This is a genomic window from Specibacter sp. NPDC078692 (assembly GCF_040686835.1).
Classification (GTDB): Bacteria; Actinomycetota; Actinomycetes; order Actinomycetales; family Micrococcaceae; genus Specibacter.
The window spans coordinates 173,927-193,741 of sequence record NZ_JBFBLV010000002.1 but is presented as its reverse complement, the minus strand read 5'-3'; the positions used below and the strand labels follow the sequence as shown (position 1 = coordinate 193,741).

Sequence of the window (19,815 nt, the reverse complement as noted above, 5' to 3'; positions counted from 1 at the left end):
TCCTCTGCCCGCCGGTTAGCGACGGCGTTTTCGAGGCGCTGTCCCGAAGATGTCGCGCATCAGATTACGGCCAAGGGAGGAGCCCATGGAACGGACCATGCTTTTCAGTCCGCCGCCCAAAGCCCCACCCAAGGCGCCGATGACGTCTGAGGCGATGCCGCCGTCGTTCGCGGGAGCAGGAAGCGCAACGGGAGGCGGCGGTGGTGGCAGCGGGGTGCCCACGGCCGGTCCGGTGCTCGGTGTAGGGGCGGCAGTAGCGGTGGGGGCCTGCAACGTCTCATAGGCGGAGACCGGGTCGACGGCGGTCCCATAGGTGGGCAGCAGCGCTGAGGCGGCGATAACGGCCTTGATGGTCGCATCGGAGCTGGGCCCCATGACGGAACCGGGGGCGCGCAGACGGGTCAGGGCCACCGGGGTCGGGGCGCCATTTTCATTCATGACCGTGACCACGGCCTCACCAATGCCGGCGCTGGTCAGCACTTCCTCAAGATCGTAATCGTTGATGGGGAACGTGGAGACCGTGGCCTTGAGCGCCTTGGCGTCCTCGGGAGTGAAGGCACGAAGGGCGTGCTGGACGCGGTTGGCCAGCTGGGCCAGGACATCGGCCGGGACGTCCTTGGGGGTCTGGGTGACAAAGAAGATGCCCACGCCCTTGGAACGAATGAGCCGGACCGTCTGGGTGATGGCGTTCAGGAATGCCTTGCTGGCGCCGTTGAACAGCAGGTGCGCTTCGTCGAAGAAGAACACCAGCTTGGGTTTGTCGGCGTCGCCAATCTCGGGCAGATCGCGGAACAAATCGGCCAGCAGCCACATGAGGAAGGTGGAGAACAGCAGCGGCTTGTCTTGGATGCTGGGCAGTTCCAGGCAAGTGATGACGCCGCGGCCGTCGGGGGCCGTGCGCAGCAGCTCGGCGGTGTCGAACTCGGGCATGCCAAAGAACTCGCCCATGCCTTGGGCGTCGAGGGTGATCAGGTTACGCAGGATGACGCCGGCCGTGGCTTTGGACAGGCCGCCCAGGTCCTTCAGGTCCGCCTTGCCCTCGTCGGAAGTGAGGAATTGGATGACGGCGCGCAGATCTTTCAGATCGTAAAGTTCCAGGCCCTTCGTGTCCGCGTAATGGAACACGAGCTGCAGGCTGGATTCCTGCGTTTCGTTCAGGTCTAGGACGCGGGCCAACAGGATGGGGCCAAAGGAAGTGATGGTGGCACGCACAGGGACGCCATTGCCATTGCCGCCCAGGGCGAGGAACTCCACGGGGAACGCCTTCGATTCCCATTGCTGACCCAAGGCCTGGGTGCGGGCCGTGAGCTTCTCGCTTCCCTCTGCGGCAGTGGTTAGGCCGGTGAGATCGCCTTTGATGTCGGCCATAAAGACCGGGACGCCAGCGGTGGAGAGCTGTTCGGCGATCATGTGCAGCGTGACGGTTTTGCCGGTGCCTGTAGCGCCGGCAACGAGCCCGTGCCGGTTCATCATGGCTAGCGGTAGGGAGACTTGAGCTTCGGGGTGAATTTCGCCGTCGATCATGGCCGCGCCCAGCGCGATAGATGAACCGCTGAAGGTGTAGCCGGCCTGAAGCGCGGAAATGAGTTCTGCCGGGGTCTTGGTAGCCATAATCACAGCGTACCGTGGCTCATATTCCGAGCGCGGTAACTGGTGCTAGGCGGTACCGTGCCGTCTTCGGAGTGGGGCCAGTGTCAGCCGAGCAGGAAGGCCACGGCAAACATGGCGGGAATGGCTAAGACCGTGGTGAGCAGAACGGTGTCCTTGGCCACCGCGACGCCAACTTGGTAGCGCTGCGCGGTCACGTACACGTTCTGTGCCGTGGGCAGCGCTGCGGCAACCACGATGGCGAACAGTCCGGCCCCGTCCATGCCGAGGACAAAGTGCCCCAACAGATAGGCGACGAGTGGGTGCAGCAGAAGTTTGAAGGACGTGGCCAGCAGAATGTCGGGGCGCCGCCCGTCCTCAGCCGAGAGGGGCTTGGTGGTGCCCAGTGACATGCCAAAGGCGATCAAGATCGCTGGGATGGCTGCTCCGGCAATGAGATGAAGTGGTTCAGCGACGAGGCTGGGCAGCTGCCAGCTGGTCGCGGCTAGGACGAGGCCCACGGCGGTTCCTAGGATCATGGGGTTGCTGATGATCTGGAGCAGGATCCGTCCGGGGGTGGCTCGCCGTCCGCTGGTGAGGCTGTCCAGCAGCATGAGGTAGACGGGGGTGTAGAACGCCAACTGAAAAACAAGGACGGGGGCGATCAAGGCGGCGTCGCCCAGAACGTAGGCCGCGATGGGGATACCGAGGTTGGCGGCGTTGGCCGTGGAGGAAGACATGGCCGCGAGCAGTGACTCGGCGACGGGCCGTTTGAGCCAGAACTTTACGATCACCAAGAATATGAGGGCGGTGGTGACGGCACTGCTGGCAGCCACGAGTAGGGGTTCGGCAAAAACGGTGTGTAGATCTGCGCGGGCCAGAGTTTCCACTAGGAGTGCCGGGCTGGCGACAAAGAACGACAGGCGGCTCAGCACCATTTGCGCGTTGTCGCCGAGAACTTTTTTGCGGCCGACAAACCAGCCCACCAAGATGACCAGCCAAACAACCGAAAAGCCCTCGATGACGGCTAACACGGGGTTCCTGGTGCTGCGGCTTTTACAGTTGGCACTCCCCCAGACTAAACAGTGATGCTCGCTGTCCGCACATCAGTCCGCAGGCCGGGACAAAAACAGGCAAAAATGGCAGGGCTGTGCTGTCGATTAGCTGCGCAGTTGCTTGGCTTAGAGGGCCAGCGCGGGGCGGAGGAGGCCCTCGGTGATGGCTTCGGCCGGGTCTGTGCCCAGGTGCACAATCTTGTTCTGGGCATCGACGTGAACTACGGAGGGCACATAGTCGCGCGCCTCGGCTTCGCTCATCTGGGCGTAGGTCATCAAGATGACCAGATCGCCAACATTAACGAGGTGGGCGGCTGCGCCATTGATGCCAATGACGCCGGAACCGCGCTCGCCGGGGATGGTGTAGGTTTCCAGGCGGGAACCGTTGGTGATGTCCACAATGGAGACCAGCTCGCCGGGCAAAATGTCGGCAGCGTCCAGTAGATCTGCGTCCACGGTCACGGAGCCGACGTAGTGCAGATCGGCGTGGGTGACGGTTGCGCGGTGAATCTTGGATTTAAACATGGTTCGATTCATAACCCCACTAGTCTACCGTGCCGGGGTGTGGCTTGGCTGTGAGCTAAATTACCGCCTGCTGACCGGGGTGAGTTTGCGGCCCATGATGGCCCGCGTCAGGGCGTCCACAACTTCGGTGTTGGCCAACGGATTGCGGATCAGGGTGAAGTCCACATCGCCCACCGGCGGCAAATCAAAGCGCTTGGTGATGATTTTTAGGTCTTCCGGAACCAGCGACGTCGGCATCACCGCAATGCCGATCCCTGCCCGTAATGCTGCCAGGACCCCGCTGATCTGCTTGGTGGTGCACGTGACTTGCCACGTGCGCCCGGCGTCCTCGAGCGCATCGAGGGCAAGTTTGCGGCTCAGGCTCGGGGCGGGATACACGATGACCGGAACCGGCGCGCCGGGCTCGAGGACCGTTTCTTCCAGGCCCACCCACGCAAAGGTGTCCTGTTTAACCACTTCGCCTTCCTGCGTGCCAGACACCCACTTCACAAACACCAGATCCAGCGCGCCGGCCTTCAGTCGGCGATGTAGTTGATCGCTTTGGCTGACGGTGAGTTCTAAGTTGATTTGCGGATACAGCTGGCGGAATTCGCGCAGGATCCGCGGTAGGCCGGTGATCGCCAAATCGTCGGCGGTGCCAAACCGCAGCCGGCCACGCATGGCAGCACCGGAAAAGTAGCGGGTGGCCAGATCGTTGGCGGCCAAGATGGTGCGGGCAAAACCGGCCATGGCATCGCCGTTATCGGTCAGGCGGACCTGGCGGGTATCGCGGGTAACCAAGGCGCGCCCTGCCGCTTGCTCTAGCTTGCGCACATGTTGGCTGACAGTGGGCTGGCTAATCCCGAGCCGTTCTGCGGCGCGGGTGAAGTTGCGGGTTTCTGCCAACGCTAGGAAGCTCTTGAGTTGGATGGGATCAAACATCGGGGCGTCGGCCATGGTCGGACTCCTGTAACTATTACGAATCTCAATAGTATTTATAGGCACCATACCCTTTTATTATGAATTGGAGCTGCCTAGGGTTGGGAAGGTAACCACACCCATCCTCGAGTCTCAGGACTAACGCGTTGACGCCCCCATCAGCAGAACCGAATGCTGCCCTGACCGCCCCCATCAACCTCGTCACCACACGCCCGCCGTGGAGCCAGACCTTTTCCTCGCTGAAAATCCGCAACTACCGCATCTTTGCTTCCGCGAATTTGCTGGCCGTCATTGCCGTGTGGATGCAGCGGGTGGCGCAGGACTGGATGGTCCTAGAACTCTCGGGTTCGGTGACCGCCGTCGGAATCACCGTCTTCATGCAGTTCATCCCCTCACTTCTGCTGATGCCACTCGGCGGAATTCTGGCCGACAGGTATTCCAAGCGTCTAATCCTGATGATCAGCCAAGGCGCCGCAGGAATACTGGCCGCCACGATGGCTGTGCTCGCGCTGACAGGAAACCTGGCGGTGTGGCACATTTACGTCATCGCCTTTGTCCTGGGTCTGGTGGTGGTGGCCGATCAGCCCGCCCGCCAAGTGTTCGTCAACGAGTTGGTGGGTCCGCGACAGCTGCGCAACGCTATCAGCCTGAACTCCTCGATTTTCCAGATGGGCGGCATGATCGGTCCGGCCATCAGCGGTGTGCTCATCATGGCCGTGGGTGGCGGCTGGGCCTTTGCCGCCAATGCGCTCGCGTGCACCATCACAGTGGTTTCCCTGACGCTGATCCGCAAGCAGGACCTGGTGCAGATGCCGCCGGTGAAGCGAGCCAAGGGGCAGCTCATGGAGGGCGTCCGCTACCTCTTGAAAAAACCCACCATCTTCTGGCCAGCCGTCATGGCGGCAGTCTTTGCCGTGTTTGGACTGAGCCTGGCAGTGCTGATGGCGGCCTACGCCAACAACGTGTTCGACGCCGGTGCCGGAGGCTACGGCCTGCTGAATACTCTCGTTGCGCTCGGCGCCCTAGGCGGAGCCATTGCCTCCACCCGCTTCGCCACCCTGCGCCTTCGCGGTGTCATGGCGGCAGCGGGTAGCTATGGGATTGTGCTGATGATCGCTTCGGCAGCGCCGAACATGATCACCTTTGGAGCCGTCATGGTGGTGGCCGGATTCGCATCGCTGCTGTTTCTGACCAGCGCTAATCAGCTAGTTCAGATGTCTACGAATGTATCGATTCGTGGGCGGGTCATGAGCCTGTACATCATGGTCTTGATTGGTGGCCAAGCCCTAGGTGGTCCGCTCATGGGTTGGCTCGCCGAACACTGGGGCGTGCAATGGGCCATCATGATTGCTGGTGGAATGCCCGCCCTGGCCGCCGTGGTGATCGGCTTGATTCTGGCCAAGCGCGGACAGCTGACGCTGCGCGTGAATCTGCGCAGCGTCAGGAACCCGGTGTTCATTGTCCCCAAGCTTGGCTGAGTCGCCGCGGTTGACAGCTCGGCTGAGCCGCCGCGCCTAACCGTCTGTGAGCGGCAGGTGCGGGTAGGCTTCCTGGCGCTCCTGGAACTCAAGGATCGCAGGGTTGATGATCTCGCCGTCGGAAATTTCAATGGCACGGGTGATGGTGTCAACGCCCGCCCAGGCTTCGCGTCCGGCCAATACGGGTTCGATGAACGGCATCAAGCCCTCGCTGATTTCCCAGGTGGCGGAGTTCCACAGATAACTGGGGCTGTGGTCAACGGCGTAGTAGTTAATGTACTCACCCACGGTAAACATGGGATCTGTGAAGGTGGTGTTGCGGGCCCAGCTAAAGCCCATGCCCTCGTCGCAGGAGACATCGACGATCAAGCTGCCGGGGCGGAACGCGTCCAGATCGGCTTCCGTCAGGTAGGTCATGGGCGCGTTGGGGTCCTGCAGGGTGCAGTTCACCACGATGTCGGCCTCAGCCAAGAAAGTACTGAGAGGCACATCGCCGTCCTCCACCATGACAAAACCGGTGTGGGGGGCATCGGGCGCAAAATCGAACTGCACCATTTCGGCCGAGTGAATGGGAGAAGCCACGGCTGCAACATTGCGGCTGGTCAAGACCTGCACCTCATGGATGCCCAGCGCATTCAGGGCTGTCACGGCGCCCCGAGCGGTGGCGCCAAAGCCAATCACAACCGCCTTGAGTCGGCGGCCATAATCACCGGTTGAACCCGTCAAGCCCAGTGAATGCATGACGGAGGAGTAGCCTGCGAGCTCGTTGTTTTTGTGGAAAACGTGAAGACCAAATCCGCCGTCGGGGGCCCAGTGGTTCATGGCTTCAAAGGCGATCAGCGTCAGCTTCTTATCGATGGCCAGCTGGGTTATGGCCCGGTCTTGGACGCAGTGCGGCCATCCCCACAGGATCTGCCCATCTTTCAGATCAGCCAGGTCCGAGGCCTGTGGCTTGGGCAGCAGCACCACGTCGGACTGCGCTATGACCTGTTCGCGGGGTGCGACGGCGCCCACCATCGTGGCGAGTACCTCGTCAGTGACCCCAAAACGCAGACCATAGCCTTCCTCAACCGTCATGCGTGCGCGGAGTTCTTCATCCATCCGGGAAAAGTGCTCCGGGTGGATGGGTGCGCGCCGTTCATCGGGCTTGCGGGACTTGCCGATAACTCCCAAGCGCAGCCCAGCTGCCGGGGTGCTCATTTCTTCTTCACCGCGGTGGGTTTATCAGCAGCGGCTGAGGTGGTTTCGCCGGCTCGTTTGTCGGCGCGCTTTTCCTTGATTGACTTGCTGGACTTCTTCGACGCAGTTTGTCGTGGTGATTTGTCGCCCATGTCAGCTCCCTAAAGGAGGGCAAAATAGCCCCGTAGCCCGACCCTACACGCTTGGGGACATTAAACGACTGTTGCCCCGGGAAACGAATCCCAGGGCAACAGTCGGTGATACAGAGAGCGGGCGACGGGAATCGAACCCGCGTATCGAGCTTGGGAAGCTAGCGCTCTACCATTGAGCTACGCCCGCATTGAACTTCTTCTTTAGAACCATTGCAGAACCACTGCAGTGAACCGCAGCGTTTGTTCCGGTATTGATTCTAGCCCGATCGTGGGAGTGTTTCTGACCATTTCTGGCCGGTGGCGTTTCGGAGCGCTGACGATCCTGAGCTCATGGACGCTGCCCGGGCCCGGCAATCCCGGCGCACCCTAAAAGTGCGTGCCGGGTGGGGGCCGAGCTGTGCGCCGCCGAGCTTTAGCTGATGATGGACGCCTTGACTGCGGCGAATTCGGCGTCGGTAAGGGCCCCAGATGCATGCAATGCGGCGAGACGTTCCAGCTTGCTCAGCAAGTCATCAGCCGGTGCTGCTGATTCGGGGGCTACTGCCGGAACTGCTGCCGGAACGGGGAGCATCTGTGCCTGCTGCGTAAGTGCCTGCTGCTCGGAAGCTTGCTGCGCAGCCGCCTGCTGGCCTGCGGCCTTGGCGTTGACAGCGTTGCTGGCGGCAGTTGCGGTGCCTGCAATAACAGCCGTCCGAGCTGCGGTTCCTAGCAGGCTGGGGCGTCTATTACGTCGTCCAAAAGCCATGGTGATCTCCTGTGGATAATTACCGCGCCGAACAGGTGCCCTGCCGGTCTCTAATATCTTACGTCGGACAGTGGGAGGCGAGCTGAAAACGCAACTGTTGTGACGTCGTCGTACTTTCTGATGGTGGAGCAGTTTGGGTGGTGCCCAGCGAGGCGGCGTCGGCAGCAAAGGGTGGCTGGCTAGAACACTGGTTCCGGCTTTTTGCCTTGCAGTGCTCGCATGAGTGGCTCGACGTAGCGTGCCGCGATGGGTCCGCCCACGGCCATGATCAACACGTAGGTGGTGGCGAGGGCTGCCAGCTCTACCGGCACTGCTCCGGAGGCGACGGCCAGCCCGGCGATGACGATGGAAAACTCGCCACGGGCAATCAGGGCGGCGCCGGCCCGGGCGCGGCCTGGCACGCCAATGCCTTGTTGCCTGGCCGCCCACCAGCCGGTCACCACCTTCGTGATGGTGGTGACTAAAGCCAGTAACAGTGCCACGCCGAGCACGGGCGGGATGGTGCGTGGATCGGTGTTCAGGCCAAAAAGTACAAAGAACATGGCGGCGAAGAGATCGCGCAGGGGCTCCAGAACACGGGTGGCGTTTTCGGCCGTACCACCGGAAATCGCGATGCCCAAGAGGAAGGCACCCACGGCTGCCGAGACCTGCAGCGCCGAGGCCACCCCCGCTACCAGCAGGGCGGCGCCGAGCAGCTTAAGCAGGAACGATTCCCTGTCGGGGCTGTCCAAAACATTGGAGACCATGTGCCCGTAGCGCAGGGCACCCAGCAGCACCAGGGTGATGACGGCCAATGAAATTCCGACGGCGGTGAGCCCGCCCAGGAAGGAAACTCCCGATAAAACGGCGGTGAGGATCGGCAAATATGCGGCCATGGCCAGATCCTCGATGACCAAAATGGCCAGCACCACCGGCGTTTCACGGTTTCCCAGCCGGCCCAGGTCGCCTAGGACTTTGGCGATGATGCCTGAGGATGAGCTGTAGGTGACGCCGGCCATGACGAGTGCGCCGACCGGTCCCCACCCCAAAATGAGGGCCACGGCAGCTCCGGGCAGCATGTTCAGGATCAGGTCCATCAGCCCTGCCATCCAGGACTGTTTTAGGCCAGTCACCAGCTCCTTGGCCGTATATTCCAAACCAAGCATAAGTAGCAGGAGGATGACGCCAATCTCGCTGGCAATATGTGCAAACCCGTCAATGCCGCCAAGATTAACCAAGCCGCCGTCGCCAAAGGCCAGCCCGCCCAGGAGATACAGCGGCACGGGGGAGAAACCAATACGGCCTGCTAGACGACCTAAGAAACCGAGCCCGAAAAAGACTATTCCGAGCTGGATGAGGGAGAGGGTCGTCGCTTCCATGGCTGGGGCTAGGGGCGAGACTGCAGAATCAGGGCAGCCGCCGCCAGCCCATCGTCAGTTCCGACAATAACCACCATGTCGCCGACATGCAGGACTTCATCAGGGCGCGGCGAAGCAACCACATCGCCGTCGCGTAGCAACGCCACAATGGAGGCCCCGGTCTGTGTCCGCATTTGGGTGTCTCCCAAGGTACGTCCAGCAAAGTTGGAACCCTTGCGAATCAGAATCTGGTGGGTGCTGACACCCGCAACATCTTCTTGTTCGGCGCTGAGTTGGGCAATAAGCTGGGCGCTTCCCAGTAACTGTCCCAAGGCAGCGGCCTCCTCCGCGCTGAGCGGAATCGACGCTGCGCACGCGTCAGGGTCATCCACGCGGGAAAGGATCAATTCGGTGTGGCCATCACGATGAGTCACCACGCCAACGCGTCGTCCAGTGGCAAGGCGCAGTTCCCTACGGACACCAATACCTGGAAGAGGAGTCTCTTCAATATTCATGGTTCTCACCTTAGCTGCGCAGATGGAACTACGCGCCCTTTTACAACGCTGAAAAAGGGAAAAATAGTCCCGAATCAATTCTGGCGGGCGGTCTTGGGTCCGAATGCGCTATTTTTAGAGGGTGCTGATCTCTGACCGCGACATACGTGCCGAAATTGACGCCAAGCGGATTGTCTTGGACCCCTACGACCCTGCCATGGTGCAGCCATCAAGTGTTGATGTGCGCATTGACAGGTTCTTCCGACTTTTTGACAACCACCGCTACGCGCACATCGATCCTGCGGAGGAGCAGCCGGAGCTGACCCGGATGATCGAAGTCGATCCCGAGGAAGCCTTTATTTTGCATCCCGGCGAGTTCGCGCTGGCATCCACTTATGAAACCGTCACGCTGCCCGATGACGTGGCTGCACGTCTCGAGGGCAAGTCCTCCCTGGGGCGCCTTGGCCTGCTCACGCACTCCACGGCCGGCTTCATTGACCCAGGTTTCTCCGGCCACATCACCTTGGAACTCTCCAATGTGGCGACCTTGCCCATCAAGCTCTGGCCCGGCATGAAGATCGGCCAACTCTGCTTCTTCCAACTGTCCTCACCGGCCGAGAACCCGTACGGCACCGGCCCTCACCAGAACCGTTACCAGGGTCAGCGCGGCCCGACAGCGTCCAAATCGTTCCAGAATTTCCACCGCACCAAGATCGAGATGGGCGAGTAACTAACTTCAGGTCGGTTAACGGCCGCCGTCGTAAGTCAGTTACCTTCATGCGCTGAACTCGAGCTGAGTTTGGGGCATAGACGCCCACGCGCCAGACCCATGCCGGGCTCGGCGCATAAAGAAACGGCGCGAGGGTTATGCGCTGAACTCGAGCTGAGTTTGGCGCATGCGGGTTAGCGGCCGTGCGCCGGGGCCTTGACAGGCAGTAACAGCAGCAGTCCGAGCAGCAGCACCACCAGGATGCCGATGATGCCCCAACGCTGAGCACCGAAGATCAGGATGGAGTACCCGAACAGCTGCGGGGCTAGGAAAGAAACCGCGCGTCCCGTGGTGGCGTAGAGGCCAAACATTTCGCCCTCCTGTCCGTCCGGAGCCAGCCGCCCCATGAACGTTCTGGCCGAGGATTGTGCCGGGCCCACGAACAGGCACAGGATCAGCCCGAACACCCAAAATGCGTTCTTGCCGTCGAGGAAGAGCAGTGCCCCGCCTGAGACGAGCAGGCCCACCAGCGAGGTAACGATGACGGCTTTGGGACCAAATTTGTCGTCGAAGAAGCCGGCCGACAACGCCCCAACGGCGGCCACGACATTTCCAGCGATGGCGAAGATCAGTACATCACCGGGCTTGAAGCCAAAAGAGCCCACGGCCAGTACTGCGCCGAAAGTGAAGATAGCGGCGAGTCCATCACGGAATATGGCACTGGAAATGAGGAAGTACACGGTGTGACGGTCGGTACGCCACAGCCGCATGATGGTTCGGAAAAGTTCCTTGTAGGACTGGAAGAATCCCACTTTGGGCATATTCGGATCGGGCTTTGATTCGGGGATTGCCAGCAACACCGGGATGGAGAAAACCAGAATCCACAGTGCCGAGAACACGGCTACGGCCCGGTAGGTCATGCCATCGGCGCTGGTGATGCCAAAAATTCCGACGTCAGGCTTGATCAAGGCAAAGTACACGATCAGCAGGGCCACGATGCCGCCGAGGTAGCCCGCCGCCCAACCGAAACCGCTGATGCGCCCGATGGTCTTCTTGGTGGAGATCTGCAACAACATGGCGTTGTAGTTCACGCCGGCGATTTCAAAGAACACGTGGCCGGCGGCAATCAACATGCAGCCAAAGAGCAGGTACGATTCCTGCGGCTGCACGAAGAAGCACGCACCGGTCAGCGCCACCACAATGAGCGTGTTGATACCCAGCCAGAGCTTGCGGCGTCCGCTGTGGTCGGTGCGTTGGCCGGCAACAGGGGCGAATAGTGCAATGGCAAAGCCCGAAATGGACATGGCAAAGGCAAGGGTTGCCGTGGCCTTATCCGCGCCGCCAAAATCGTCGCCGGTCAGGTACAGGGCGGTGAAAATGAAGGTCGTCATGACGGCGTTGAACGCTGCCCCACCCCAGTCCCATAAAGACCACGCCGTGATTTGCCAGATGGTCCCTGGAGTCTTGGTCGTCGCTACGGACAGGGAAGCGGCGGGGGGAGGGTACTCAGTCATAGGGCACATGCTATCTGTCACTACCGGCCCGACGGGGTAAGCCAGATGAACATTAAGCGACATCCGCACAGCTAAAGCGCGTGCAACTCGTCCGCAACGCAGTCGCAAAGTAATGGCAAATGCGTTCCGCTAGGCACCGGCCCGGCATTTTCAAGGGGGCCGGGTTGCTAGGATGGGAGGGTCGGGAACCGACTTTAAACCCCGTGATTCGCTCATTTCCAGCCCGAAACATGTGGAGCTCCTAGTGCTGTTTGTCCTCTGTGCGCACTTCATCGTTGCCATTTTCGCGCCCATTTTGTTTACACGATGGGGCCGATCGGCGTTCTATATTCTCGCCGCGGTTCCCGCAATCAGCTTCGGCTGGCTTCTGGCGCAATACAATAATGTGTTTTCCGACACACTTCCCAGCCCGTCATTAGAGATCCTCTGGGTCCCTGTCATGGATCTGGGCCTGTCCTTCAAAATGGACCAATTGTCCTGGCTGATGTCCCTGCTGGTGCTGGGCGTTGGCGCGTTGGTGCTCGCTTACTGCGCCAGATACTTCAAGTCGGACGACGCCGGCCTCGGCGGCTTTGGTGCCCAGCTGCTCGCTTTCGCCGGGGCCATGTTTGGTCTGGTAACAGCCGACAACCTCATTCTTTTGTTTATTTTCTGGGAACTGACAACAGTCCTTTCCTACCTGCTGATTGGTTACGCGCGAACCCGTATCGCGGCTAGAAGAGCAGCCCTGCAGGCTCTGATCGTGACAACCTTCGGCGGCTTGGCCATGCTGGTGGGCCTGATCATGGTGGGCGAAACCGCCGGCACCTACAGTATTTCGGCAGTCTTGGCGCAGGCGCCCGAGCTGATGGCCGCCGTCGGAAGTTCCAAGACGGTACTGAATATTGGGATCGCCCTGCTCTTGGTCGGGGCGGTCACTAAATCGGCCCTGCTGCCATTCCACTTCTGGTTGCCGGGCGCCATGGCAGCGCCCACGCCGGTAAGTGCTTATCTGCATGCGGCAGCCATGGTGAAGGCTGGAATTTACCTCATTGCGCGTTTGGCGCCGGGATTCTCGCAGAGCGAATACTGGCAGACCATGATTGTGGTGCTTGGGCTGAGCACCATGCTTTTGGGCGGCTGGCGTGCTCTGCGCCAGTATGACCTGAAATTGATTCTGGCCTATGGAACCGTCAGTCAGCTGGGTTTTATTGCCTTGGTGGTTGGCTTGGGCGGGCAGGAAGCGGCCATGGCGGGCATGGCCATGGTGCTTGCGCATGGTCTGTTCAAGGCCTCCTTGTTCCTTGTTGTAGGCATCATTGACCACCAGAGTGGAACCCGCGATATCCGTGAACTCTCCGGAGTCTTCAAATCCGCACCGAAACTGGGTGTGGTGGCCTTGGTCGGTGCCGCGTCCATGGCAGGGCTTCCGCCCATGGCCGGTTTTGTTGCAAAGGAAGGCATCTTCCAGGCCTTTATTGCCTCCGCCATGCACGGGCCCGCGGGGGCGAGTGTGGGTTGGATCGTCCTCGTGGGAATGGTCCTTGGCTCTGTTCTGACCTTCGCCTACAGTGCCCGGTTCATGTGGGGAGGCTTCGCGAGTAAGTCCAAGGGTATGGCGACGGTGTTCAAGCCGATCGGGTGGCCGTTCCTCGCTGCACCAGCTCTTCTGAGCCTGTTGACGCTGGGCTACGGCATGTTCCCGCAAACTGTTGAACGCTGGATCAAGCCCTACAGTGACCAGTTCCCCGCATATGACCCAAATGGCATACATCTACTTTTGTGGCATGGTTTCACCCCTGCTCTGGGGCTCAGTGCCATTGTGATTCTCCTCGGAATCGCCCTGTTCTGGGCGCGGACCAAGGTGGAAGCATTCCAAGCGATGACGCCTTCGCCGATGGACTTTGAGCGAGGTTACCGGCAGGGCATTGTGCTTTTGGATGCCGTCGCCATTTGGGTCACGGGCCGCACCCAGCGTGGTTCGCTGTTCTTCTACCTTGCCGTCATCTTGTCCACTGCGATGGCTTCTGTCCTAGCCGTTCTGCTCTTGACCGAACAGAACTGGAGTAACGATCTCTACTTTGTAGACCCCACCTCGCCCTTCCAAATTGTTGCTGGCGCGGTTGTGGTCATCGGCGCCATTGCCGCGGCCAGGGCCAACAAGCGGTTCATGGCCGTACTCATGGTTTCGGTGACAGGCTACGGGATTGCGCTGATCTTTGCCCTGCAGGGGGCGCCTGACCTCGCCTTGACCCAGATGCTCGTGGAAACGATCGTTCTCGTGGCCTTCGTGCTGGCTATGCGCTCCCTGCCACCTAGGCTGATGGAACGCAAACAGGTAGGCAGTCACCGCACGGCGCGGGTGATCCTCGGCATTGGCTTCGGCGCAACCATGGTGGGCGTGGCTATTCTCGCCATGGGTTCACGCATCCACGAACCGGTGAGCCTAGCCCTACCCAAGCTCGCCTACGAGGTGGGCGGCGGACTCAACGTGGTCAATGTGACGCTCGTGGATATCCGCGCGTGGGACACCTTCGGTGAAATTTCCGTTTTGGCCATCGCCGCGACCGGTATAGCCAGCCTGATCTTCGTCAGGGGCCGCGGTCAAAACCTCCCGCGGGCCGTCACGGTAGAAACAGGCAGCATCGGTGGTCTCAAGAAGGTGCCAGGTTTTGGGCCGACCATTGAGATTGCCAAAAAATTCACCGCCTCACCCAGCAACCCCTGGCTCGTGGCCGGGCGCACGCTGGCACCGGAACGGCGCTCCATCATTATTGAAGTGGTCACACGGCTGGTTTTCCACAGCATCATCGTGGTGTCCATTTACCTGTTGTTGGCAGGGCACAATGGCACCGGCGGTGGCTTCGCCGGAGGTCTGGTGGCCGGCCTGGCCCTGACCATCCGCTATCTTGCTGGTGGACGTTTTGAGTTGGCTGAAGCCACAAGAATTTCTGCTGGAACACTGCTGGGTCTTGGGCTCGCCGTGGCCGCATTGACCGGAGCGGTTCCGCTGTTCTTTGGTGGGGAGATTTTCCAAAGCGCCATTATCGCCTTTGACCTTCCCGTCTTTGGACACGTGAAATTTGTAACATCCACTCTCTTCGACATTGGCGTGTATCTGGTGGTGGTGGGCCTGGTTGTCGATGTGCTGCGCAGTCTGGGGTCTGAGATTGACCAACATGAAGAGGGTGGCATGGAAGGTATTGAGATGATCGAGGACGACGAGCCGTTGGAGGCTGGCCGATGAGCGTGAATCTGACTCTGCTGCTGGTCATGGGTGTGCTCTATGCCGTGGGCATCTACTTGTTGCTGGAACGCAGCCTGACGAGGGTTCTGCTCGGCTTGATGTTGCTGACCAACGGCACGAATATCTTGCTCCTCACTACAGGTGGTTACGCCGGACTGGCGCCGATCTTCAATAAAGACATTCCTGCAGATGCATATAATGACCCGCTGCCCCAGGCCTTTATTCTGACCTCCATTGTGATTTCCTTCGCCGTGACGGCCTTCATGCTCAGCCTGATCTACAGGTCTTGGTTGCTCAGCCACGCTGACCATATCCAAGTTGACCGCGAAGATATTCGCGTCGCCAAGCAGGAACTGTTCGACGAGGAAGAGGACTCCGAGATCGCCATTGAAGTCTCTGACTTCCACGAGAACAACCAACCGGAGGCAAAACGGGAAACCGTTCCCGGCATCGGTACCAAGAAGGTGGCTCCAGCGCCAGATCCTGATGCGCCCGGAGCTGACACTCCGGAAAATCCCCGAACATCAGAACAGCATGAACGCCCTGGAAAGGATAAGGAATGAACGTTGCAAGTTTTGCCCCGCTCGCTGTCGTCCTGCCTTTCTTGGGAGCGGCCTTAGCGTTTGCACTGATCCGACGGCCGCGCGCCCAGCGCCGGGTCAGCTTGGGCACCATTACGATCACGCTGGGACTAGAAGTCTGGCTGCTGTCCAGCGTTTGGACCACGGGTCCCATCGCCGTCCATTTGGGCGGCTGGTCTCCACCCTTTGGCATCGTCATGGTGGCCGATCAATTCTCCTCACTGCTGCTGGTGATTTCTTCGGCAGTGAGCCTAGCCGTTCTCGCCTATGCAACCGGGCAGGGCGCCGCCGACGGTGAGGAAGGCGGCCCCGTGTCTGTCTTCCACCCCACCTACCTGATCCTGATGGCTGGGGTCTCCAATGCCTTCTTGGCCGGGGACCTCTTCAACCTCTACGTGGGCTTTGAAATCCTACTCACAGCCAGTTATGTGCTGATGACGCTCGGCGGCACGGGATCCCGAATCCGGGCCGGTATCACCTACGTGGTGGTCAGCGTGGTGTCCTCTCTGCTGTTCCTGATTGCCATTGCCATGATTTACGGCGCCACGGGGACGGTCACGCTGGCGGATCTGGCGGTCAAGCTCGGCGAACTAGATTCGGGAACTCAAGATCTCTTGCACGTGCTCCTGCTCGTAGCTTTCGGTATCAAGGCCGCAGTGTTCCCGCTGTCATTCTGGCTTCCTGACTCTTACCCAACCGCACCCGCCCCGGTGACGGCGGTGTTTGCCGGGTTGCTAACAAAAGTTGGCGTCTACGCCATTATCCGTACGGAGACGTTGCTGTTTCCCTCGGATCAATTCAATAACGTGCTCTTAGTGGTTGCCCTGTTGACCATGATCGTGGGGATACTTGGCGCCGTGGCCCAGACGGACATTAAACGTATGTTGTCCTTCACGTTGGTGAGTCACATCGGATACATGATCTTCGGCGTCGGTCTTTCATCGGTATTGGGACTGGCCGCCACTATTTTCTACGTCATTCACCACATCACCATTCAAACCTCGTTGTTCATGGTGACCGGTCTTATTGAACGGCGCGGTGGCACGTCCTCGATCATGCGTCTAGGCGGGTTGGCAAAACTGTCACCGATCCTGGCGGTGCTGTACTTCATCCCCGCTATGAACCTGGCCGGCATCCCGCCCTTCTCCGGGTTCCTCGGCAAACTGGGGCTGCTGCAGGCAGGTGTGGCCGACGGTTCACCGTTGGCCTACGCCCTGGTTGTGGGCGGCGTAGTGGCCAGCCTCCTGACACTGCTGGTCATGGCCCGTGTCTGGAACCGAGCTTTTTGGCGCAGCACCGTCGACGCCGAAGATCCTGATCCGGTCCTATTGGCCACGGCTCCGGATGCTTCAGGGGAACAAAGCATGCGCGCGCTACGCTCCAGCAAGCACGTGGACGCTACCTCGGGCCGCTTCTCCGGAGACAACGAGATCCCCATCCTGCCAAAGATGATGGTGTACTCAACTATGGGATTGGTGCTGCTCGGGGTTGCCATGACGGTCTTTGCCGGACCGCTCTTTGAACTGAGCCAGGAAGCGGCCACCAGCATGCTCGAACGCAGTGACTACATTGAAGCCGTGTTCGGCAGCGGGGCGGGTAAGCCATGAGCCAGTCAACAAGCCACCGGCGCAAGCTAAATGTCCTGCAAAAACTGCCACTGCTGATTTGGCTGGTGGTGGTCTGGGGTGCACTGTGGCAGGACTTTAGTGCAGGCAACCTACTCTTTGGAGCGTTGATTGCGCTGGGTGTTACCCACGCGTTCTATTTGCCGCCCATTGAACTTAGCGGCCGGTTCAACGTGCTGCGTGCGGTGGTATTTATGTTGTGGTTCATGAAGCAGGTGACCGTCGCCAGTTTCCATGTGTTGCACTGGTCCGTTGTGAAGGGCCCGAGGATCCGCAACGCCGTCATTGCAGTGCCACTGCGCAGCCCCTCGGATCTGCTCATGACGGCCGTAGGCCATGTGTTGTCGCTGATCCCTGGCTCCTTGGTGGTCGAGGTGGACCGAGGATCGGCGACGCTCTATGTCCATGCCATGAACGCGCCTACGCCAGAAAGTGTTGTGCAGGTGCGTGAAGGCATCCAAGACATCGAAGCAAGGCTGATAAAGGTCATGGGGAGCAAGGCAGAGTTGGCTGCACTCAAAAGCGAACAGGTGGGTTCGCCCATGGTGACTTACGCACAGACCCTGCACGGGCGCAGCGGAGCGTCCTACGGTACTGCCGAAGAAACGAACGCGGGGGAGGACCAGTGAGCGCCATGGGTGTTGTTGTCATCATTGTTGCTGTCCTGCTCGCACTGGCGGCTGCCGGCACCATTTACAGGATTGCTGCCGGGCCGTCGTTGCTGGACCGTGTGATCGCAGCGGACGTGCTGCTCGCCATTTTTGGCGCCGCACTGGCCACGGAAATGGCCATCAATCAACACCTCGATAATTTGGCCCTGCTGGTGGTGTTGACGGTGATCGGGTTTATTGGATCCGTCACTGTGGCCCGATTTGTGGCGCATAAGAGAGATGACGGATGAACATGTTCATAGATGTCCTGACGGCAATCTGCCTGCTGGTGGGCGCCTTGATGAGCCTTGCAGCAGCTATCGGCCTGCTACGTTTTCCTGACCTCATGAGTCGCATGCACGCAGCCACCAAGCCTCAGGTGTTGGGGTTACTGCTGATGCTGGCAGCTGTCGGGCTGCAAATGCGCGCCTGGGCTTTGCTGCCGATTCTGATGATCGCTTGGCTGTTCCAACTGCTCACGGTGCCGGTGTCCGCGCACATGGTGGGTAGGGCTGGATACCGCACCAAACATCGACGACCGGAATTGCTTAGTGTCGATGAACTGGACCAGGTTGTGGCCTCCGTCGTGGAGGATGACAGCAACCGCTAAGGGCGTCTGGGGCGTCCCTTGAGGGGGTCTCTTCGCGGGAAGCCGCGTGGCTGCCGGGGAACGCACAAGGCGCCAGCCGCCGTCGTACGTGATCGTCAAACGTGTGATCAAACGCGACGGCGAATGACGCCTTGGTGACGATGGAGTGCGCCCCCTAAACCTCTTCGGGATGCTTGTTGAAACGCGCAATGGCCTTCTGTGTGGTGCGCCCGGCGAGGGTCTGAATGATGGCGGCAACCACTGAAGAAACCAATGCAAAGGTCAGTGCTGAGCGAAGGCTATTCTCCAAGTCCGCACCGTCCTTGGGTGGCTTGTTACCGGTGCTCTTCTCCCAAACCGTGTCCACGAGCTTGCTGGCCACAAATCCGGCTCCCAAGCTGATGCCGGTTCCGAGCAATTTGAAGACGATGTTCATGAATGACTCCTGCGTAGTTGAGTGAGGTTGACTGGGCTTGCGCGGGAAAAACTCTAGTGTCAGCCTAGCCCTTTTACCGAGACAACAGCAGCCGCCCACTCCGCAATGTCGAGGTGAAGTCTTGTTGTTATCGCCGGTGTTATCGCACGCATTGGCCCCCGGCAGGGCGCGGGGGTACACTGAATCCGCAATTCAAACACGACAGGGGAGCGTCATCCCATCCTGGGATCCGGCGCTGAGAGTGCGGTTTACCGCAGACCCTCGAACCTGCTCCGGCTAGTACCGGCGAAGGGAGTCGAGTTCTCTTCGGCTGCGCGGAAATACCGCTGTAGCCGCCCCTCCTGAAAAGGAGGAATCATGAGCAAGTCATTCGCGGGCGGAAACGCCACGCAACCAAGTAAGCAAAACAAGCAAGATTCACCGGCGCGCAAGAGTACCTGGCGGGTGGTGGACATCGTTGTGGTCTCCGTTCTCGGCGTTGCCTTGGGAGTCATCTTCTGGCTGTGGTCGGCTGGATACGGTCTGACCAGCGCCATCACCGTTGCGTTCCCGCCTCTTGGCGCGCTGTACGGTGGCGGCTGGTTGATCGCCGGCGTCTTGGGTGGGCTCGTTATCCGCAAACCCGGTGCCGCACTGTATTGCGAACTCATCGCCGCCATGGTCGAAGGCCTGCTGGGTACGCACTTTGGCTTTACGGTGCTGCTGTCCGGTCTGGTTCAGGGCCTTGGTGCCGAACTGGGCTTCGCGCTTTTCCGCTACCGCAAATTCAACCTCCCTGTGGCCCTGATTTCCGGCGTTTTGGCAGGTCTGGCCTTGGGAATCAACGACAGCATTGTCTGGAACATCGAGTGGGCCATGGAGTGGAAGCTGGTCTACGTAGCCCTGGCCATGGTCTCCGGTGCAGTCATCGCCGGGCTGGTGTCCTGGTTGGCCGTGCGTGGTCTGGCCAGAACCGGCGCCCTGGCAAATCTGCCCTCCCGTGGAGCCGCTACCGAACGCGCGGTGTAGGCAGTGA

At 60.2% G+C, this 19,815-nt stretch carries 20 protein-coding genes, 1 tRNA gene and 1 riboswitch; of the genes, 9 read left to right on the top strand and 12 right to left on the bottom strand.

What is annotated here, in order from left to right; translation table 11 throughout:
• Window positions 1-15: 15 nt before the first annotated feature.
• From AB0O97_RS02320 to AB0O97_RS02305, 4 genes are all read right to left on the bottom strand, one after another.
• Window positions 16-1,611 (bottom strand): helicase HerA-like domain-containing protein, encoded by a 1,596-nt coding sequence (locus tag AB0O97_RS02320; protein ID WP_363879466.1) that lies wholly within the window; start codon window positions 1,609-1,611, stop codon window positions 16-18.
• Between the two features lie 83 nt (window positions 1,612-1,694).
• Window positions 1,695-2,621, bottom strand: coding sequence for an AEC family transporter (locus tag AB0O97_RS02315; RefSeq protein ID WP_363879463.1), 927 nt, complete (start codon window positions 2,619-2,621; stop codon window positions 1,695-1,697).
• A 147-nt stretch (window positions 2,622-2,768) separates the two neighbouring features.
• Entirely contained in the window at window positions 2,769-3,179 is a 411-nt protein-coding gene (gene panD / locus AB0O97_RS02310) for an aspartate 1-decarboxylase (RefSeq protein ID WP_363843663.1), read from the bottom strand.
• A 48-nt stretch (window positions 3,180-3,227) separates the two neighbouring features.
• Window positions 3,228-4,088, bottom strand: coding sequence for a LysR substrate-binding domain-containing protein (locus AB0O97_RS02305; protein WP_363843962.1), 861 nt, complete (start codon window positions 4,086-4,088; stop codon window positions 3,228-3,230).
• 143 nt (window positions 4,089-4,231) lie between these two features.
• Between AB0O97_RS02305 and AB0O97_RS02300 the strand changes: the two genes are divergently transcribed.
• Window positions 4,232-5,563, top strand: coding sequence for an MFS transporter (locus AB0O97_RS02300; RefSeq protein WP_363879460.1), 1,332 nt, complete (start codon window positions 4,232-4,234; stop codon window positions 5,561-5,563).
• Window positions 5,564-5,599: 36 nt separating this feature from the next.
• On the opposite strand, the gene AB0O97_RS02295 is transcribed toward AB0O97_RS02300, so the two are convergent.
• The 6 genes from AB0O97_RS02295 to AB0O97_RS02270 form a co-directional block, all read right to left on the bottom strand.
• A complete protein-coding gene (locus AB0O97_RS02295; protein WP_363879457.1) occupies window positions 5,600-6,763 on the bottom strand; it encodes a N(5)-(carboxyethyl)ornithine synthase in 1,164 nt (387 codons plus the stop codon).
• On the bottom strand, window positions 6,760-6,894 hold the full coding sequence (locus tag AB0O97_RS02290) for a hypothetical protein (RefSeq protein WP_363879454.1): 135 nt from the start codon (window positions 6,892-6,894) through the stop codon (window positions 6,760-6,762). The genes AB0O97_RS02295 and AB0O97_RS02290 overlap by 4 nt, the downstream gene beginning before the upstream one ends.
• Before the next feature lie 116 nt (window positions 6,895-7,010).
• A tRNA-Gly gene (locus AB0O97_RS02285) sits at window positions 7,011-7,081 on the bottom strand.
• A 225-nt stretch (window positions 7,082-7,306) separates the two neighbouring features.
• On the bottom strand, window positions 7,307-7,639 hold the full coding sequence (locus tag AB0O97_RS02280; RefSeq protein WP_363843651.1) for an SHOCT domain-containing protein: 333 nt from the start codon (window positions 7,637-7,639) through the stop codon (window positions 7,307-7,309).
• A gap of 179 nt (window positions 7,640-7,818) precedes the next feature.
• Complete coding sequence (locus AB0O97_RS02275) at window positions 7,819-8,997, bottom strand: cation:proton antiporter (protein ID WP_363879451.1); 1,179 nt, start codon at window positions 8,995-8,997, stop codon at window positions 7,819-7,821.
• Between the two features lie 8 nt (window positions 8,998-9,005).
• Window positions 9,006-9,491 carry a cation:proton antiporter regulatory subunit gene (locus tag AB0O97_RS02270; RefSeq protein ID WP_363879448.1) on the bottom strand — a complete coding sequence of 162 codons (486 nt, stop codon included), beginning with the start codon at window positions 9,489-9,491 and terminating at the stop codon, window positions 9,006-9,008.
• A gap of 121 nt (window positions 9,492-9,612) precedes the next feature.
• Between AB0O97_RS02270 and dcd the strand changes: the two genes are divergently transcribed.
• On the top strand, window positions 9,613-10,200 hold the full coding sequence (gene dcd / locus AB0O97_RS02265; protein ID WP_363843642.1) for a dCTP deaminase: 588 nt from the start codon (window positions 9,613-9,615) through the stop codon (window positions 10,198-10,200).
• Window positions 10,201-10,373: 173 nt separating this feature from the next.
• On the opposite strand, the gene AB0O97_RS02260 is transcribed toward dcd, so the two are convergent.
• Window positions 10,374-11,693 carry an MFS transporter gene (locus AB0O97_RS02260; RefSeq protein ID WP_363879445.1) on the bottom strand — a complete coding sequence of 440 codons (1,320 nt, stop codon included), beginning with the start codon at window positions 11,691-11,693 and terminating at the stop codon, window positions 10,374-10,376.
• Window positions 11,694-11,937: 244 nt separating this feature from the next.
• Here AB0O97_RS02260 and AB0O97_RS02255 point away from each other — a divergent pair, with 244 nt between their 5' ends.
• The 6 genes from AB0O97_RS02255 to mnhG are packed head-to-tail and all read left to right on the top strand — an operon-like array spanning window position 11,938 to window position 18,385.
• The gene (locus AB0O97_RS02255) at window positions 11,938-14,919 is read left to right on the top strand and encodes a Na+/H+ antiporter subunit A (RefSeq protein ID WP_363879442.1); all 2,982 of its coding nucleotides are present in this window, start codon (window positions 11,938-11,940) and stop codon (window positions 14,917-14,919) included.
• Entirely contained in the window at window positions 14,916-15,482 is a 567-nt protein-coding gene (locus AB0O97_RS02250; protein ID WP_363879439.1) for a Na(+)/H(+) antiporter subunit C, read from the top strand. The genes AB0O97_RS02255 and AB0O97_RS02250 overlap by 4 nt, the downstream gene beginning before the upstream one ends.
• The gene (locus AB0O97_RS02245) at window positions 15,479-17,107 is read left to right on the top strand and encodes a Na+/H+ antiporter subunit D (protein ID WP_363879436.1); all 1,629 of its coding nucleotides are present in this window, start codon (window positions 15,479-15,481) and stop codon (window positions 17,105-17,107) included. The genes AB0O97_RS02250 and AB0O97_RS02245 overlap by 4 nt, the downstream gene beginning before the upstream one ends.
• Window positions 17,104-17,754: a Na+/H+ antiporter subunit E gene (locus AB0O97_RS02240; protein WP_363879433.1), complete on the top strand. Its 651-nt coding sequence runs from the start codon at window positions 17,104-17,106 to the stop codon at window positions 17,752-17,754. The genes AB0O97_RS02245 and AB0O97_RS02240 overlap by 4 nt, the downstream gene beginning before the upstream one ends.
• A gap of 5 nt (window positions 17,755-17,759) precedes the next feature.
• Window positions 17,760-18,026, top strand: coding sequence for a monovalent cation/H+ antiporter complex subunit F (locus AB0O97_RS02235; RefSeq protein ID WP_363879661.1), 267 nt, complete (start codon window positions 17,760-17,762; stop codon window positions 18,024-18,026).
• Window positions 18,023-18,385, top strand: a complete 363-nt coding sequence (mnhG, locus tag AB0O97_RS02230) for a monovalent cation/H(+) antiporter subunit G (protein ID WP_363879430.1) — start codon at window positions 18,023-18,025, stop codon at window positions 18,383-18,385. Before AB0O97_RS02235 ends, mnhG begins: the two co-directional genes overlap by 4 nt.
• A 154-nt stretch (window positions 18,386-18,539) precedes the next feature.
• On the opposite strand, the gene AB0O97_RS02225 is transcribed toward mnhG, so the two are convergent.
• The gene (locus AB0O97_RS02225; protein WP_363879427.1) at window positions 18,540-18,800 is read right to left on the bottom strand and encodes a DUF4235 domain-containing protein; all 261 of its coding nucleotides are present in this window, start codon (window positions 18,798-18,800) and stop codon (window positions 18,540-18,542) included.
• 193 nt (window positions 18,801-18,993) lie between these two features.
• Window positions 18,994-19,111, top strand: a riboswitch (TPP riboswitch).
• 46 nt (window positions 19,112-19,157) lie between these two features.
• Here AB0O97_RS02225 and AB0O97_RS02220 point away from each other — a divergent pair.
• Complete coding sequence (locus AB0O97_RS02220; RefSeq protein WP_363843618.1) at window positions 19,158-19,808, top strand: ECF transporter S component; 651 nt, start codon at window positions 19,158-19,160, stop codon at window positions 19,806-19,808.
• Window positions 19,809-19,815 lie beyond the last annotated feature (7 nt).